The 15,072-nt window shown below is 72.0% G+C and carries 14 protein-coding genes; 13 read left to right on the forward strand and 1 reads right to left on the reverse strand.

Annotated elements, in window-relative coordinates; genetic code table 11:
* Positions 1-14: 14 nt before the first annotated feature.
* From aroC to nusB, 5 genes are all read left to right on the forward strand, one after another.
* The gene (gene aroC / locus ACX80K_RS01495; protein WP_459270099.1) at positions 15-1,223 is read left to right on the forward strand and encodes a chorismate synthase; all 1,209 of its coding nucleotides are present in this window, start codon (positions 15-17) and stop codon (positions 1,221-1,223) included.
* Positions 1,223-1,840 carry a shikimate kinase gene (locus ACX80K_RS01500; protein ID WP_459270101.1) on the forward strand — a complete coding sequence of 206 codons (618 nt, stop codon included), beginning with the start codon at positions 1,223-1,225 and terminating at the stop codon, positions 1,838-1,840. Before aroC ends, ACX80K_RS01500 begins: the two co-directional genes overlap by 1 nt.
* Positions 1,830-2,924, forward strand: a complete 1,095-nt coding sequence (gene aroB, locus ACX80K_RS01505) for a 3-dehydroquinate synthase (protein WP_459270102.1) — start codon at positions 1,830-1,832, stop codon at positions 2,922-2,924. Before ACX80K_RS01500 ends, aroB begins: the two co-directional genes overlap by 11 nt.
* Positions 2,925-3,070: 146 nt before the next feature.
* The gene (gene efp, locus ACX80K_RS01510; protein ID WP_434994146.1) at positions 3,071-3,634 is read left to right on the forward strand and encodes an elongation factor P; all 564 of its coding nucleotides are present in this window, start codon (positions 3,071-3,073) and stop codon (positions 3,632-3,634) included.
* Positions 3,631-4,041, forward strand: a complete 411-nt coding sequence (gene nusB / locus ACX80K_RS01515) for a transcription antitermination factor NusB (protein ID WP_459270103.1) — start codon at positions 3,631-3,633, stop codon at positions 4,039-4,041. Before efp ends, nusB begins: the two co-directional genes overlap by 4 nt.
* 63 nt (positions 4,042-4,104) lie before the next feature.
* On the opposite strand, the gene ACX80K_RS01520 is transcribed toward nusB, so the two are convergent.
* Positions 4,105-5,400 (reverse strand): PrsW family intramembrane metalloprotease, encoded by a 1,296-nt coding sequence (locus tag ACX80K_RS01520; protein WP_459270104.1) that lies wholly within the window; start codon positions 5,398-5,400, stop codon positions 4,105-4,107.
* Positions 5,401-5,496: 96 nt separating this feature from the next.
* Between ACX80K_RS01520 and pyrR the strand changes: the two genes are divergently transcribed.
* From pyrR to mihF, 8 genes are all read left to right on the forward strand, one after another.
* Positions 5,497-6,084 (forward strand): bifunctional pyr operon transcriptional regulator/uracil phosphoribosyltransferase PyrR, encoded by a 588-nt coding sequence (pyrR, locus tag ACX80K_RS01525; protein ID WP_104181747.1) that lies wholly within the window; start codon positions 5,497-5,499, stop codon positions 6,082-6,084.
* Positions 6,081-7,106 carry an aspartate carbamoyltransferase catalytic subunit gene (locus ACX80K_RS01530; RefSeq protein WP_459270105.1) on the forward strand — a complete coding sequence of 342 codons (1,026 nt, stop codon included), beginning with the start codon at positions 6,081-6,083 and terminating at the stop codon, positions 7,104-7,106. Before pyrR ends, ACX80K_RS01530 begins: the two co-directional genes overlap by 4 nt.
* Positions 7,103-8,482, forward strand: a complete 1,380-nt coding sequence (locus tag ACX80K_RS01535; RefSeq protein WP_459270106.1) for a dihydroorotase — start codon at positions 7,103-7,105, stop codon at positions 8,480-8,482. Before ACX80K_RS01530 ends, ACX80K_RS01535 begins: the two co-directional genes overlap by 4 nt.
* Positions 8,470-9,072, forward strand: a complete 603-nt coding sequence (locus tag ACX80K_RS01540; protein ID WP_459270107.1) for a PH-like domain-containing protein — start codon at positions 8,470-8,472, stop codon at positions 9,070-9,072. Before ACX80K_RS01535 ends, ACX80K_RS01540 begins: the two co-directional genes overlap by 13 nt.
* The gene (carA, locus tag ACX80K_RS01545) at positions 9,069-10,427 is read left to right on the forward strand and encodes a glutamine-hydrolyzing carbamoyl-phosphate synthase small subunit (protein WP_459270108.1); all 1,359 of its coding nucleotides are present in this window, start codon (positions 9,069-9,071) and stop codon (positions 10,425-10,427) included. Before ACX80K_RS01540 ends, carA begins: the two co-directional genes overlap by 4 nt.
* Positions 10,427-13,735, forward strand: coding sequence for a carbamoyl-phosphate synthase large subunit (carB, locus tag ACX80K_RS01550; protein ID WP_459270109.1), 3,309 nt, complete (start codon positions 10,427-10,429; stop codon positions 13,733-13,735). Before carA ends, carB begins: the two co-directional genes overlap by 1 nt.
* Entirely contained in the window at positions 13,725-14,573 is an 849-nt protein-coding gene (pyrF, locus tag ACX80K_RS01555) for an orotidine-5'-phosphate decarboxylase (RefSeq protein WP_459270110.1), read from the forward strand. Before carB ends, pyrF begins: the two co-directional genes overlap by 11 nt.
* Before the next feature lie 153 nt (positions 14,574-14,726).
* Positions 14,727-15,065 carry an integration host factor, actinobacterial type gene (gene mihF / locus ACX80K_RS01560; protein ID WP_459270111.1) on the forward strand — a complete coding sequence of 113 codons (339 nt, stop codon included), beginning with the start codon at positions 14,727-14,729 and terminating at the stop codon, positions 15,063-15,065.
* Positions 15,066-15,072: the final 7 nt, after the last annotated feature.

The raw sequence follows: 15,072 nt of genomic DNA on the forward strand, positions 1-15,072 counted from the left end.
GCAGTATGGAAGCCATGTTGCGTTGGTTGACGGCAGGAGAATCCCACGGCCCCTCCGTGGTCGGCATCATCGAGGGGATGCCCGCGGGGGTGGCCGTCACGAGCACCGACGTGCAGGAGGCCCTCGCCCGGCGCCGCCTCGGCTACGGCCGCGGCGCCCGCATGAAGTTCGAGCAGGACCAGGTCCGCATCCTCGGCGGCGTACGCCACGGGGTGACGCAGGGCGGCCCGGTGGCCATCGAGGTCGCCAACACCGAGTGGCCCAAGTGGGAGAAGATCATGTCGGCCGATCCCCTCGAAGGGGAGGACGCGGCCGAACTCGCCGCGTCGGCCCGGAACGCGCCCCTCACACGGCCCCGCCCCGGCCACGCCGACTTCACCGGCATGCAGAAGTACGGCTTCGACGAGGCCCGGCCCGTCCTCGAACGTGCCAGCGCCCGCGAGACCGCGACCCGCGTCGCCCTCGGCACCGTCGCCGCGCGGTTCCTCGCCGGCCTCGGCATCCACCTCGTCAGCCACACCGTGTCGATCGGCTCCGTCTCGGTCCCCGAGGACGCACCCCTGCCCGTGCCGAGCGACGTGATCGCCCTCGACACCGATCCGCTGCGCTGCTTCGACCGGGACACCTCGGACGCCATGGTGGCCGAGGTCGACGCCGCCCACAAGGAGGGCGAGACCCTCGGCGGCGTCGTCGAGGTCGTCGCGTACGGGCTCCCGCCGGGACTCGGCAGCTACGTCCACTGGGACCGGAGGCTGGATTCCCGGCTCGCCGCCGCCCTCATGGGCATCCAGGCCATCAAGGGCGTGGAGGTCGGCGACGGCTTCCGGACCGCTGCCCGGCGCGGCACCGCGGCGCACGACGAGATCGTCCGCAACGACGACGGCAAGATCGTGCGCCTCTCCAACCGCGCCGGCGGCATCGAGGGCGGCATGAGCATCGGCGACGCCCTGCGCGTGCGCGCCGCGATGAAGCCCATCGCCACGGTGCCGCGCGCGCTACGCACCGTCGACGTCAGCACGGGTGCCGCGGCCCGCGCCCACCACCAGCGGTCGGACGTGTGCGCGGTACCCGCCGCCGGGGTCGTGGCGGAGGCCATGACGGCCCTCGTCCTGGCCGAGGCCGTCACCGAGAAGTTCGGCGGCGACTCCCTGGCGGAGACGGCACGGAACCTGCGCGGCTACCTCGAGAACATCCCGGAGTTCCTGGACTCCGCCGGAGTCTGATGGGCGGGAACCGCCGCGTGGTCCTCGTCGGCCCCATGGCCGTCGGCAAGTCGGCCGTCGGGCGGATGCTCGCACGACGGACCGGCGCACGCTTCGTCGACACGGACCGCGTCATCGTCGAGCGGCACGGCAGCATCCCCGGCATCTTCGCCCGTGGCGGCGAGCAGGTGTTCCGCGACCTCGAGGCCGACGTAGTGGGCGAGGCCCTGACGGCGGACGGCGTCGTGGTCTCACTCGGCGGGGGAGCGGTGCTGCACCCCGGCACCCGGTCCCTTCTTGCGGACGCCGTCGTCGTCTTCCTCGACACGGACCTCGCGACAGTCCTCCCGCGCATCGGCGCCGACTCCGGCCGGCCCCTCCTCGCCGGACGACCCGCCGAGCGGTGGCAGGAGCTGTACGACGCGCGGCGGCCGGTCTACGCCGCCGTGGCGACCTCCGTCGTCGACACGCGGGGGCTCACCGTCCGCGAGGCCACCGAGGCGGTGCTGCGCGCACTGGACGGGAACGCCCCGCACGGCACACCGACCGTCATCCTGCATGACACGCACGACACCGACATCATCCCCGACACCCCCACCCCGGACGACGAGAGCGGAACCAACCCCCATGGCGACTGACGAAGCAACCATCATCCCCGTGACCGGCGGCGCCGTCGACGGTGACTACGACGTCGTCGTCGGCCGGGGACTTCTCGGTCGGCTCCCCGCGATCCTCGGCGAGCGGGTGCGCCGCGTCCTGGTCATCCACCCGCGGGCCCTCCGCGCCACAGGCGACACCGTGCGTGCCGAACTCGCCGACGCCGGCTTCACGGCCGTCACGGCGGAGATCCCCGACGCCGAGGAGGGCAAGCACATCCAGGTGGCCGCGTTCTGCTGGCAGGTCCTCGGCCAGAACGACTTCACGCGGTCCGACGCCGTCGTGACGGTCGGCGGAGGCGCCGTGACGGACCTCGGCGGCTTCGTCGCGGCGACCTGGCTCCGCGGCGTCCGGGTCGTGCACCTGCCCACGAGCCTTCTCGCCATGGTCGATGCCGCCGTGGGTGGCAAGACGGGCATCAACACCGCCGAGGGCAAGAACCTCGTGGGCGCGTTCCACCCGCCCGCCGCGGTCCTGGCCGATCTCGACGCGCTGGCGACACTGCCGAAGAACGAGCTCGTCACGGGACTGGCCGAAGTGGTGAAGTGCGGCTTCATCGCGGACCCTGCCATCCTGGCCCTCCTCGAACAGGACACCGATGCTGCGGCGGACGCCACCTCGCCGGTGCTGCGGGAGCTCGTGGAACGCGCCATCCGGGTCAAGGCCGAGATCGTCTCGGAGGACCTGCGCGAAGCGGGCCGCCGCGAGTACCTCAACTACGGGCACACGCTCGGGCATGCGATCGAACTCGCCGAGCGGTACTCGTGGCGGCACGGTGCGGCCGTCTCGGTGGGCCTCGTGTTCGCCGCCGAGCTCTCCCGCATGGTGGGGCGCCTCAGCGACGCCGACGCCGACCGCCACAGGAGCATCCTGGAGTCGCTCGGCCTGCCCGTCACCTACCGCCGGGACCGGTGGGCCTCGCTCCTCGACGGGATGCGCCGCGACAAGAAGTCACGGGGCGACCTCCTCCGGTTCGTGGTGCTCGACGGCATCGGCCGCCCCGGCATGCTGGAGGTCCCCGACACGTCACTCCTCTTCGCCGCCTACCAGGAGATCGCCTCCTGACCCGACCGCACGGGGGTCGGGCACCGGCGCCCAGCCGGTCACCGCGTCGCGCAGGGTAGACTGGTCTCTGGACTTTCGGCGCTCTTCTCCGCGCCCGCCGTGCCCCGGCCGGCCCATCCATCAGCGACATCGACGAAAGTGAATCTGTGGCGACCACGAACGACATCAAAAACGGCACCGTCCTGAAGCTCGAGGGCAACCTCTGGAACGTCCTCGAGTTCCAGCACGTCAAGCCCGGCAAGGGTGGAGCCTTCGTCCGCACCAAGCTTCGCAACATCCTCTCCGGCAAGGTGGTCGACAAGACCTTCAACGCCGGCCTGAAGATCGAGACGGCCACCGTGGACCGTCGCGACTACCAGTACCTGTACAAGGACGGCGAGGACTTCGTCTTCATGGACACCACGGACTACGACCAGATCACGGTGCCCGGCAAGACCGTGGGGAACGCCGCGAACTTCATGCTCGAGAGCCAGATGGCCACCATCGCCATGCACGAGGGCTCGCCCCTCTACGTCGAGCTGCCCGCCTCCGTGACGCTGGAGATCACCTACACCGAGCCGGGCCTCCAGGGCGACCGCTCCACGGGCGGCACGAAGCCCGCGACCGTCGAGACGGGCCACGAGATCCAGGTCCCGCTGTTCCTCGGCACCGGCACCAAGGTCAAGGTCGACACCCGCACGGGCGACTACCTGGGACGCGTCAACGAGTGAGTGCACGCAGCAAGGCCCGGCGCCGGGCCCTGGACGTCCTCTTCGAGTCCGAGCAGCGGGACATGCCGGCCCTCGAGGTCATCCGGGCGCGCCGTGAGAAGACGGACATGGTCATCGCCGACTACACGGTCGACATCGTGGAAGGCGTCCTGGAGCACCAGGAGCAGATCGACGAGTTCCTCAGCACGTACTCGCAGGGGTGGACGCTCGACCGCATGCCGGCCGTCGACCTCATGCTCCTGCGGATCGGCTCCTGGGAACTGCTCTACAACGACGACGTCCCCGACGGCGTCGCGGTGAGCGAAGCCGTTGAGCTCGCGAAGATGCTCTCCACCGACGAGTCACCGAAGTTCATCAACGGGCTCCTCGGGCGCCTGCAGCAGCTGAAGCCCACGCTGCTCGCCTGAGCCCTTCCGTCGGCTCCCGTCGTCCGCCACCGGACGGCGGGAGCTTCCTGCGTTCCGGCCCCGTCAGCGCGCCGCTGACGCCAGCTGGAAGATCCGCGCCCGGCGCTGCGTCGCCTCGTCCAGCAGCGTGCGCTCCTCGGCCGCGTAGTCGGCGTCGCGGCGCCCGCCGAGCAGGCGCTGGCGCGTGTACGCGATGCGTGATCCCGTCCGGATGAACTCGCGCATGTCGCTCTTCGCCCCCACCGACGCCGCCCAGGCCAGGGCCTGCGACCGGCCCGGACGGGTGGCGAGCATGCGCACCTCCTCGGGCGTGAACCAGCCGGCGCGCGCGTAGTCGCCGAGGCGGGCCTCGGTGAGGCGCCGCTCCGAGCGCCGGAGGAGGACGACGACGACCACGGCCGCGACGAACAGCGGCACCTGCACCACCACGTAGAAGAGCAGGAAGTTGTCGAACAGGACGAGGGTGCCGCCGTTCCACAGCATGTGGCCCGCCATCGCCGGGACGAGTCCGAGGACGAACGCGCCGAGGATGCGCGCGTTCCCGCCGCCGCGGCTCAGCGCGTACCCGAGGACGAAGCCGAGGAGCGAGGTGAACATGACGTGCGCGAAGGGGGAGAACAGGCCGCGGAGGATGAAGACGCCCACGAGTGCGCCGGCATCGCCCGAGTCCCGGACGGCCGACCCGAAGTACAGGATGTTCTCGGTGAAGGCGAAGCCCGCCGCGACGGTGCCGGCGTAGACGATCCCGTCCACCGGGCCGTCGAAGTGGCTGCGGCGCGTGTAGACGAGGATCAGCACGCCGAGGCCCTTGGCGAACTCCTCGACCAGCGGCGCCTGCAGCACGGGCCCGATCACCGCCGGGGAGGTCGTGGCGAGGGCGCTGCCCAGCAGGTCCACCACGTAGGTGCCGAGCAGGAGCGTCACGACCACGGAGGTCCCGGCGCCCCAGAGGAACGCGAAGAGCAGGGCACCGCGGGGCTCGGGATCCCAGCGGTCGATCCAGCGCAGCCCGAGCAGGCAGATGCCGAGGGGGACGAGGGCGAGGAACCCGCACAGGAGGAACGCCGACGGTCCCAGCGACAGCGAGAGCAGGAGCAGGACGCCGGCCACCACGAGGGCCGCGAGGATCACGAGTATGACGGTGAACACGCCACGGCGGCGGGGCGGCGGCTGGTTCCAGACCGGCTGGAAGGGCGGCCCGCCCGTCCGGGTGGGCGCGGGGTGGTCGTGCCGCAGCGTCGTGGTGCCCCACCAGTCCTGCGGCTCGTGGGGCTGGTGGTCCTGGTGTCGCTGCCCGTAGCCCTGCGGGCCGTTCTCCTGCGGGCCGCCCGGGCCCCGTCCGGGGGTGTTCATTGCCATGAGGCAACCCTAGGTGCAAGCGGCGCTGTGGTAGTTTTGGCATCGCAACCAACCTTTAAATTCCGTCCGGTGAGGCGGGGAAGGAGGAGGCGTGTTATGACCGTGCCTACCCCGGAATCCGGCCCGCACAAGCGCGTTGTTCTCGCAGAAGCAGACATAGACCGCGCACTCACGCGCATCGCCCACGAGATCCTCGAGGCGAACAAGGGCTCCCGCGACCTCGTCCTCCTCGGCATCCCGCGCAGGGGTTTCCCCCTCGCACAGCGGCTGGCCCAGAAGATCGCCGCCGTCGACCCCGCCGTCGACCCTGACCTCATCACCGGCCAGCTCGACGTCACGATGTACCGCGACGACCTGCGGCGCCACCCCACCCGCTCCCCGCTCGCCACCCAGCTGCCGCCGTCGGGTATCGACGACAAGGTCGTGGTGCTCGTCGACGACGTGCTGTACTCCGGACGGACCGTCCGCGCCGCGCTCGACGCCCTCGCCGACCTCGGCCGGCCCCGCACCGTCCGCCTCGCCGTCCTCGTGGACCGCGGGCACCGGGAACTGCCGATCCGCGCCGACCACGTGGGCAAGAACCTCCCGACGTCGTCCCGCGAACGCGTGCGGGTGCACCTCGCGGAGATCGACCTGATCGGCGGCTCGGCCGTCAACGAGGTCGTCATCGAGGACCGCGTGTGAAGCACCTGCTGAGCACGCAGGACCTCTCCGCGCGGAACGCGCTGCGCCTCCTCGACGTCGCCGAGGAGATGGCGGCGGTGGGGGAGCGCGAGATCAAGAAGCTGCCGGCGCTGCGCGGACGCACCGTCGTGAACCTCTTCTTCGAGGACTCCACCCGCACGCGCATCTCGTTCGAGGCGGCGGCGAAGCGGCTGTCCGCGGACGTCATCAACTTCGCGGCGAAGGGCTCCTCGGTCTCCAAGGGCGAGTCCTTGAAGGACACCGCGCAGACCCTGGAGGCCATGAGCGCGGACGCCGTGGTCATCCGCCACCCCGCCTCGGGCGCGCCCGCCCGCCTGGCGGCCTCGGGCTGGATCGACGCGGCCGTCGTCAACGCCGGCGACGGCACGCACGAGCACCCCACGCAGGCCCTCCTCGACGCGTTCACCCTCCGCCGGCACTGGGCGCAGGTGGGCGGGACCGCGTCCGCCGGGACGGACCTCACCGGCATGAAGGTGCTGATCGTCGGCGACGTCCTCCATTCGCGCGTGGCCCGCTCCAACGTGTGGCTCCTGACGACCCTCGGGGCGGAGGTGCTGCTCGCCGGCCCGCCCACGCTGCTGCCCGTCGGCGTCGGTGTCTGGCCCTGCACCGTCTTCTACAACCTGGACGACGCCCTGGCCGAACGGCCCGACGCCGTCATGATGCTCCGCCTGCAGGCCGAGCGCATGAACGCGGCGTTCTTCCCCTCCACGCGGGAGTACTCGCGGCGGTGGGGCTTCGACGACGGCCGGCTGGCCCTGCTCGACACCCTGGGCCTCGACGACACCGTCATCATGCACCCGGGCCCCATGAACCGCGGGCTGGAGATCTCCTCGGCCGCCGCCGACTCCCCGCGCTCCACCGTCCTCGCCCAGGTCCGCAACGGCGTCTCCGTGCGGATGGCCACGCTGTACCTGCTGCTCGCCGGCGACCCGCACGACGACGACACGCACGACCAGCACGACGACCCCGTCCTGATCCCGGAAGGCCGCACCCCGTGACCACCCCCACCGGCACCCCCGCAGCTCCGACCCAGTACCTCATCCGCGGCGCCTCCCTCCTCGGACGCGCCACCGGGGACCTCCTCCTGCGCGACGGCGTCATCGCGGCCGTGGGCAGCGCCGCGGCCGCCGAGGCGTTGCCGGACGCGGCGACCGTCGACGCGGCGGGGCTCGTCGCCCTGCCCGGCATGGTGGACCTCCACACCCACCTCCGGGAGCCGGGACGCGAGGACGCGGAGACGGTCGAGACGGGATCGCGCGCCGCCGCCCTCGGCGGCTTCACCGCGATCCACGCCATGGCCAACAGCTCGCCGGTGGCCGACACCGCGGGCGTGGTGGAACAGGTGTACCGCCTGGGCCTCGCCTCCGGATGGGTCGAGGTGCGCCCCGTCGGCGCCGTCACCGTCGGGCTCGGCGGCGAACGCCTCGCCGAACTCGGAGCGATGGCCGAGTCGCGGGCAGCCGTGCGCGTCTTCTCCGACGACGGCATCTGCGTCTCCGACCCCGTGCTCATGCGCCGGGCCCTCGAGTACGTCAAGGCGTTCGACGGCGTGATCGCCCAGCACGCGCAGGAACCGCGCCTCACCGAGGGCGCCCAGATGAACGAGGGCGACGTCTCCGCGGTCCTCGGCCTGACCGGCTGGCCCGCTGTCGCCGAGGAGAGCATCATCGCCCGCGACGTCCTGCTCGCCCAGCACGTCGGCTCGCGCCTCCACGTCTGCCACGTCTCCACCGCGGGCTCCGTCGAGATCATCCGCTGGGCCAAGGCCCGCGGCATCGACGTCACCGCCGAGGTCACGCCGCACCACCTGCTCCTCACCGACGACCTGGTCCGCAGCTACGACCCCGTCTACAAGGTCAACCCGCCGCTGCGCACCTCCGACGACGTCGCTGCCCTCCGCGCGGCCCTCGCCGACGGGACGATCGACGTCGTCGGCACGGACCACGCCCCGCACCCGAGCGAGCACAAGGAGTGCGAGTGGGCGCAGGCCGCCATGGGCATGACCGGCCTCGAGACCGCCCTGTCCGTGGTGCAGCACGCCATGGTCGAGACCGGGCTGCTCGACTGGGAGGGCTTCGCCAGGGTCACGTCCGTGACACCGGCCCGCATCGGCCGGCTCGCGCACCAGGGCCGTCCCCTCGCCGCCGGCGAGCCCGCGAACCTGATCCTCGTCGACCCCGCGGCCCGCTGGACCGTCGACCCCGCGACGATGGCCACGAAGGGACGCAACAGCCCGTTCCGCGGCCTCGAACTGCCCGGCAGCGTGCGGGCGACCTTCTTCGCCGGGCACGCCACGGTCCTCGACGGCCGGCTCGCCACCCCGCGCCCGGCGGCCCTGGGCCCCACCGGGGAGGCTCCGGCATGGAGTATCTAGGCTGGGTGGCCCTGACGCTGGGCATCATCGCGGTCCTCGTCGGGCTCATGGCGCTCGGGTGGCGCAACCGGCTCCGCCGCCAGGCGGACGTCCCCGCGCCGCCGGAGACACCCGCGGACCCCGGGCCGGTCCTCTACGAGGCGGACGGACAGTACGTCGCGACGACGACGGCGGGGGACTGGCTCGACCGCATCGCGGTCCACGGGCTCGGCCTCCGCGGCAACGCCGTCGCCACGGTGCACCCCGACGGCGTCGTCCTCGACCGCACCGGCGCGCGCACCGTCTTCATCCCCCGCGCCGACCTCACCTCGGTGCACCTGGCCGCAGGCATGACGGGCAAGTTCGTCGAGAAGGAGGGCCTCGTCGTCATGACCTGGCGCCTCGGCGCCGGGCGCGTCGACACCGGCTTCCGCACCCGCCACCCCGCGCAGAAGGCCCAGCTCGTCGCCGCGATCGCGGCGCTCGTCCCGGACGGGACGCCCGGCACCCCCGGAACACCCGGCACCCCGAACACGCCGGGTACGCCCGGCACCGCAGACACGACGAACCACCGAACTCCACCGACCCCCGAAGGCAGGGAACAGCTGTGAGCCACGCTCCATCGAAGGCACCGGTCCGACCGAAGACACCCGCGGTGCTCGTCCTGGAGGACGGGCGGACGTTCCGCGGCCGCGCGTACGGCGCCGAGGGCACCGCGCTCGGCGAGGCCGTCTTCGCGACCGGCATGACCGGCTACCAGGAGACCCTCACCGACCCCTCCTACGCCCGCCAGCTCGTGGTGCAGACCGCACCGCACATCGGCAACACGGGCGTGAACGCGGACGACGCCGAGTCGCGCCGCATCTGGGTGGCCGGCTACATCGTCCGCGACGCCGCCCGCCGCCCGTCCAACTGGCGCTCCGAGCAGAGCCTGGACGAGCAGCTGCGCGAGCAGGGCGTCGTCGGCATCGAGGGCGTGGACACGCGCGCCGTCACCCGGCACCTCCGCGAGCGCGGCGCCATGAGGGCCGGGATCTTCTCCGGTGCCGACGCCGCGTCGAGCGAGGAGCGGCTCGTGGAGCAGGTCCTCGCCCAGCCGTCCATGGCCGGCGCCCGCCTCGCCGAGGAGGTCAGCATCGACGAGGCGTACGTCGTCGAGCCCGCCGACCACGGCTGGACCGGCGGGACGGTCGCCACCATCGCGGCCCTCGACCTCGGCATCAAGGCCATGACGCCCAAGCACTTCGCCCAGCGCGGCGTGCGGACCGTGGTCCTGCCCGCCGGCGCCAGCTTCGACGACATCACCCGGGCAGCGCCGGACGGGGTCTTCATGTCCAACGGCCCGGGCGATCCCGCGACCGCCGACGCGCAGGTGGAGCTGCTGCGCCGCGTCCTCGACGCCCGGATCCCGTTCTTCGGCATCTGCTTCGGCAACCAGATCCTCGGCCGCGCCCTCGGCTTCGGCACCTACAAGCTGCGCTACGGCCACCGCGGCATCAACCAGCCCGTCCTCGACCGCCGCACCGGCAAGGTCGAGATCACCTCGCACAACCACGGCTTCGCGGTCGACGCGCCACTCGACGGCCCGGTCGAGGCGCCCGCGGGCTCGTACGGCCGCGTCGAGGTGAGCCACGTGAACCTCAATGACGACGTCGTCGAGGGCCTCGCATGCCTGGACCTGCCCGCCTTCTCCGTCCAGTACCACCCGGAGGCGGCCGCCGGTCCCCACGACTCGGCGTACCTCTTCGACCGCTTCATCGCCCTCATGCAGGCCGAGAAGGCGGACCCCGGCTCGGGGGACGCCGTCCTCGCGTCGGCCCTCGACGCGCCGTCCGAGGCGGCGGCGCTCGCCCGTGCGGCCGCCGCGGAACTCGGCACGCACGGATCCAAGGTGACGGGCACGCAGCCCCGCCACGCGACAGCAGAAGACAGCGCACGCCCCGGCACAACGCAGGAAGAGAACTGATGCCCCGCAGAACCGACCTCAAGAGCGTCCTGGTCATCGGCTCCGGCCCGATCGTCATCGGGCAGGCCGCCGAATTCGACTACTCGGGCACCCAGGCGCTGCGCGTCCTGCGCGAGGAGGGCCTGCGGGTCATCCTCGTGAACTCGAACCCGGCGACCATCATGACGGATCCCGAGTTCGCGGACGCGACCTACGTCGAGCCGATCACGCCCGACGTCGTCGCGAAGATCATCGAGAAGGAGCGCCCCGACGCCCTGCTGCCGACCCTCGGCGGGCAGACCGCGCTCAACACGGCGATCGCGCTCGACAAGAACGGCGTGCTCGAGAAGTTCGGCGTCGAGCTCATCGGCGCGAACATCGCCGCGATCGAGCTCGGCGAGGACCGCGAGAAGTTCAAGGGCGTCGTCGAGCGCTGCGGCGCCGAATCCGCGCGCTCCGCGATCATCCACACCATCGACGAGGCCCTCGTCGCCGCCGACGACCTCGGCTACCCCATGGTCGTCCGTCCCTCCTTCACCATGGGCGGCCTCGGCTCCGGGCTCGCGTACACCGAGCAGGACCTGCGCCGCATCGTGGGCCAGGGCCTGCAGTACAGCCCGACGAGCGAGGTCCTCCTCGAGGAGAGCATCCTCGGGTGGAAGGAGTACGAGCTCGAGATGATGCGCGACAGGAACGACAACGTCGTGGTCGTCTGCTCCATCGAGAACTTCGACCCGGTGGGTGTCCACACCGGCGACTCCATCACCGTGGCCCCCGCGCTCACGCTCACCGACCGCGAGTACCAGCGCCTCCGCGACATCTCGATCGCGGTGATCCGCGAGGTCGGCGTCGACACGGGCGGCTGCAACATCCAGTTCGCCGTCGAGCCCGGCACGGGCCGCGTCGTCGTGATCGAGATGAATCCCCGCGTGTCCCGCTCCTCGGCGCTGGCGTCGAAGGCCACCGGCTTCGCGATCGCGAAGATCGCGACGAAGCTCTCGCTCGGCTACACGCTCGACGAGATCCCGAACGACATCACGCTGAAGACCCCGGCGTCGTTCGAACCGACCCTCGACTACGTGGTGGTGAAGGTCCCGCGGTTCGCGTTCGAGAAGTTCCCGGCGGCCGACCCCACGCTCACCACCACCATGAAGTCCGTCGGCGAGGCGATGGCACTGGGCCGCAACTTCACCGAGGCCCTGCAGAAGGCCCTCCGCTCGCTCGAGCAGAAGGGCTCCCAACTCTCCTTCGCGCCGATCGGCGCGGACGAGGTCGACGCGCTCGTGGAGGCCGCGAAGCGCCCCACCACCGAGCGCCTCTCGCAGGTGCAGCGCGCCCTGCTCGGCGGCGCGAGCGTGGAGCGCCTTTACGAGGCCACCGGGATCGACCCCTGGTTCCTCGACCAGCTGGTCCTGCTCAACGAGGTCGCGGACGAGGTGCGCACGGCACCCAACCTCACCGAGGACGTCCTGCGGCTTGCCAAGCGCCACGGCTTCTCGGACGAGCAGATCGGTGCGCTCACCCATACGCCCGACGCCGTCGTCCGCGGTGTCCGGCACGCCCTCGGCATCCGGCCCGTCTTCAAGACCGTGGACACCTGCGCGGCCGAGTTCGCCGCGTACACGCCCTACCACTACTCGTCCTACGACGAGGAGGACGAGGTGGCGGTGCACGAGAAGCCATCGGTCGTCATCCTCGGCTCAGGGCCCAACCGGATCGGGCAGGGCATCGAGTTCGACTACTCGTGCGTCCACGCCACCATGGCGCTGCGCGAGGCCGGTTACGAGACCGTCATGATCAACTGCAACCCCGAGACGGTATCCACGGACTACGACATCTCCACCCGCCTATACTTCGAGCCCCTGACCCTGGAGGACGTCCTCGAGGTCCTCGCGGCCGAGGAGCGGACGGGCGGCGTGCTCGGCGTGTTCGTGCAGCTCGGCGGGCAGACCCCGCTGAAGCTCGCGCAGGAACTCGCCGACGCCGGCATCCCCATCCTCGGCACGTCCCCGGAGGCCATCGACCTCGCCGAGCACCGCGGCGCCTTCAGCCGCGTGCTCGACGCCGGCGGGCTCATCGCCCCGAAGAACGGCACCGCGGTGTCCTTCGAGGACGCCAAGCGGATCGCGGACGACATCGGCTACCCCGTGCTGGTGCGGCCCTCCTACGTGCTCGGCGGCCGCGGCATGGAGATCGTCTACGACGAGGCGAACCTCTCGCGCTACATCGCCAACGCCACGGAGATCACCGAGGCCCACCCCGTACTGATCGACCGCTTCCTTGAGGACGCCATCGAGATCGACGTCGACGCGCTGTACGACGGGACCCAGATGTACCTCGGCGGCATCATGGAGCACATCGAGGAGGCCGGGATCCACTCCGGCGACTCCGCGTGCGTCCTGCCGCCCATCACGCTCGGCGCCGACGTGCTGCAGCGTGTCCGGGAGGCCACGCTCGCCATCGCGGAGGGCGTCGGGGTGCGGGGCCTCATCAACATCCAGTTCGCCCTGGCCTCGGACGTGCTGTACGTCCTCGAGGCGAACCCGCGGGCCTCGCGGACGGTGCCCTTCGTCTCGAAGGCCACCGGCGTGCAGCTCGCGAAGGGGGCGGCGCTGATCGGCACCGGCGTGACCGTCGCGGAGCTGCGGGAGCGCGGGCTGCTGCCGGCGCAGGGCGACGGCGGGTCCCTCCCGCTCGACGCACCCGTCTCCGTCAAGGAGGCCGTGCTGCCCTTCAGCCGCTTCCGCACCCCGGAGGGGACCGTCGTCGATTCGCTGCTCGGCCCCGAGATGCGCTCCACCGGCGAGGTCATGGGCATCGACAAGTACTTCGACACGGCCTTCGCGAAGAGCCAGGCGGCCGCGAACGCGGCGCTGCCCGTCGAGGGCAAGGTCTTCGTCTCCGTCGCGAACCGGGACAAGCGCGCCATCATCATGCCGGTGAAGCGCCTCGTCGACCTCGGCTTCGAGATCGTCTCGACCGGCGGCACCGCAGATGTGCTGCGCCGCAACGGCATCCAGGCCACCACGGTGCGCAAGGTCGCCGAGGGCGCCGGCGCCGCGGGGGAGGGCACCGTCGTCGACCTCATCACCGAGGGCGGCATCGACATGATCATCAACACGCCCTCCGGCGGGCAGGCGCGCGGGGACGGTTACGAGATCCGCGCCGCCGCGACGTCCTACGGGCTGCCCGTCATCACGACGATCCCCGAGGTGGGAGCGGCAGTGCAGGCGATCGAGGCGATGCGCTCCTACGAGTGGTCGGTGACGAGCCTGCAGGAGCACGCGGCGAACCTGCGCGCCGCGACCGAGGCCCGCGATGCCTCCTGAGGCCGGTGCCGCGGTCCGCGCCCCGTTCGGGGAGCGGCTCGCGGCGGCACGCACGGCGCGGGGGAGCCTCTGCGTCGGCATCGACCCCCACCCCGGGCTGCTCGCGGCCTGGGAGCTCGAGGACTCGCCGGCCGGGCTCGAGCGGTTCTCGCTGACCGTGCTCGACGCCGTCGGGCCCGTGGTCGCGGCCCTCAAGCCGCAGGTCGCACTGTACGAACGCCACGGCGCGCGAGGACTCGCCGTCCTCGAGACCCTGCTCGCCCGGGCGGCCGACGCCGGCGTCCTGACCATCGCCGACGCGAAGCGCGGGGACATCGGCTCCACCATGCAGGCCTACGCGGACGCCTGGCTGGGGGAGGGCCGGCCCCTCGCGGCCGACGCCGTCACGCTGAACCCGTACCTGGGGTTCGAGTCCCTCCGGCCCGCCCTCGACCTCGCCGCCGCCACCGGCCGGGGCGTGTTCGTCCTCGCGCTGACCTCGAACCCCGAGGGCCGCTCCGTCCAGCACGTGGGCGGCGACGCCTCCGTCGCACGGGCGATCGCCCGCGCGGCCGCCGCCGAGAACGCGGGCACCGTGCCAGGCCACGTCGGCCTGGTGGTCGGCGCGACCGTCGGGTCCGCCGCACGGGACCTCGGCCTGGACCTGGCCGGCCTCAACGGCCCCATCCTCGCGCCCGGCGTGGGAGCGCAGGGCGCCGGGCCGCGCGAGCTGCGGGACGCCTTCGGGGACGCCCTGCCGTTCGTCCTCCCGACGTCGAGCCGTGCCGTCCTCGCCGCCGGACTCGGTGCCGCCGGCCTGCGGGCGGCCGCGGAACGGACGCGGGACGAGCTCGCCTGACCGGTCGGCCCCGCACCGCGTGCATTGATTTCGGAGGGCTGCGCCCGGTAGGTTCGGTTCCAGCCCGAACCCCGTTTCCGGGGAGACCCTTGACCGAGCGAGACGACGAGTGGTCGCCGCCATCCGTGGTGCCGTCCAGCGCAGGGAGCACGCGTGAGCCTGAAGCCACTGACGGACGACGAACGAACCCTGGCACGCGGGAAGGCGACGGCGGCGCGTGCGGTCCGGGCGGACATCAAGTCCCGGCTCAAGACCGGTAAGCTTTCCGTTGCGGAGGTCATCGACAACCCGGACGGCGACGACGCCGTGGGCCGCCTGAAGGTCCTGGATCTCCTCAAGGCACTGCCCGGCGTCGGCGACGTGCGGGCGGCAGCCATCATGGCGGAGGTCGGCATCGCCGCCACGCGCCGCGTACGCGGCCTCGGCATCCATCAGCGCAAGGCCCTGGTCCTGTACCTCGAACAACATCACGCCGGCCCGGCCGGCAAGTAAGGAAGCA

This window comes from Arthrobacter sorbitolis (genome assembly GCF_054510995.1).

Excerpts from the sequence above, each read along its gene's own strand:
- aroC (WP_459270099.1), top strand. The coding sequence starts at position 15 with ATGTTGCGTTGGTTGACGGCAGGAGAATCCCACGGCCCCTCCGTGGTC.
- aroB (WP_459270102.1), top strand. The coding sequence starts at position 1,830 with ATGGCGACTGACGAAGCAACCATCATCCCCGTGACCGGCGGCGCCGTC.
- ACX80K_RS01540 (WP_459270107.1), top strand. The coding sequence starts at position 8,470 with ATGGAGTATCTAGGCTGGGTGGCCCTGACGCTGGGCATCATCGCGGTC.
- ACX80K_RS01500 (WP_459270101.1), top strand. The coding sequence starts at position 1,223 with ATGGGCGGGAACCGCCGCGTGGTCCTCGTCGGCCCCATGGCCGTCGGC.
- pyrR (WP_104181747.1), top strand. The coding sequence starts at position 5,497 with ATGACCGTGCCTACCCCGGAATCCGGCCCGCACAAGCGCGTTGTTCTC.
- ACX80K_RS01520 (WP_459270104.1), bottom strand. The coding sequence starts at position 5,400 with ATGGCAATGAACACCCCCGGACGGGGCCCGGGCGGCCCGCAGGAGAAC.
- pyrF (WP_459270110.1), top strand. The coding sequence starts at position 13,725 with ATGCCTCCTGAGGCCGGTGCCGCGGTCCGCGCCCCGTTCGGGGAGCGG.
- carB (WP_459270109.1), top strand. The coding sequence starts at position 10,427 with ATGCCCCGCAGAACCGACCTCAAGAGCGTCCTGGTCATCGGCTCCGGC.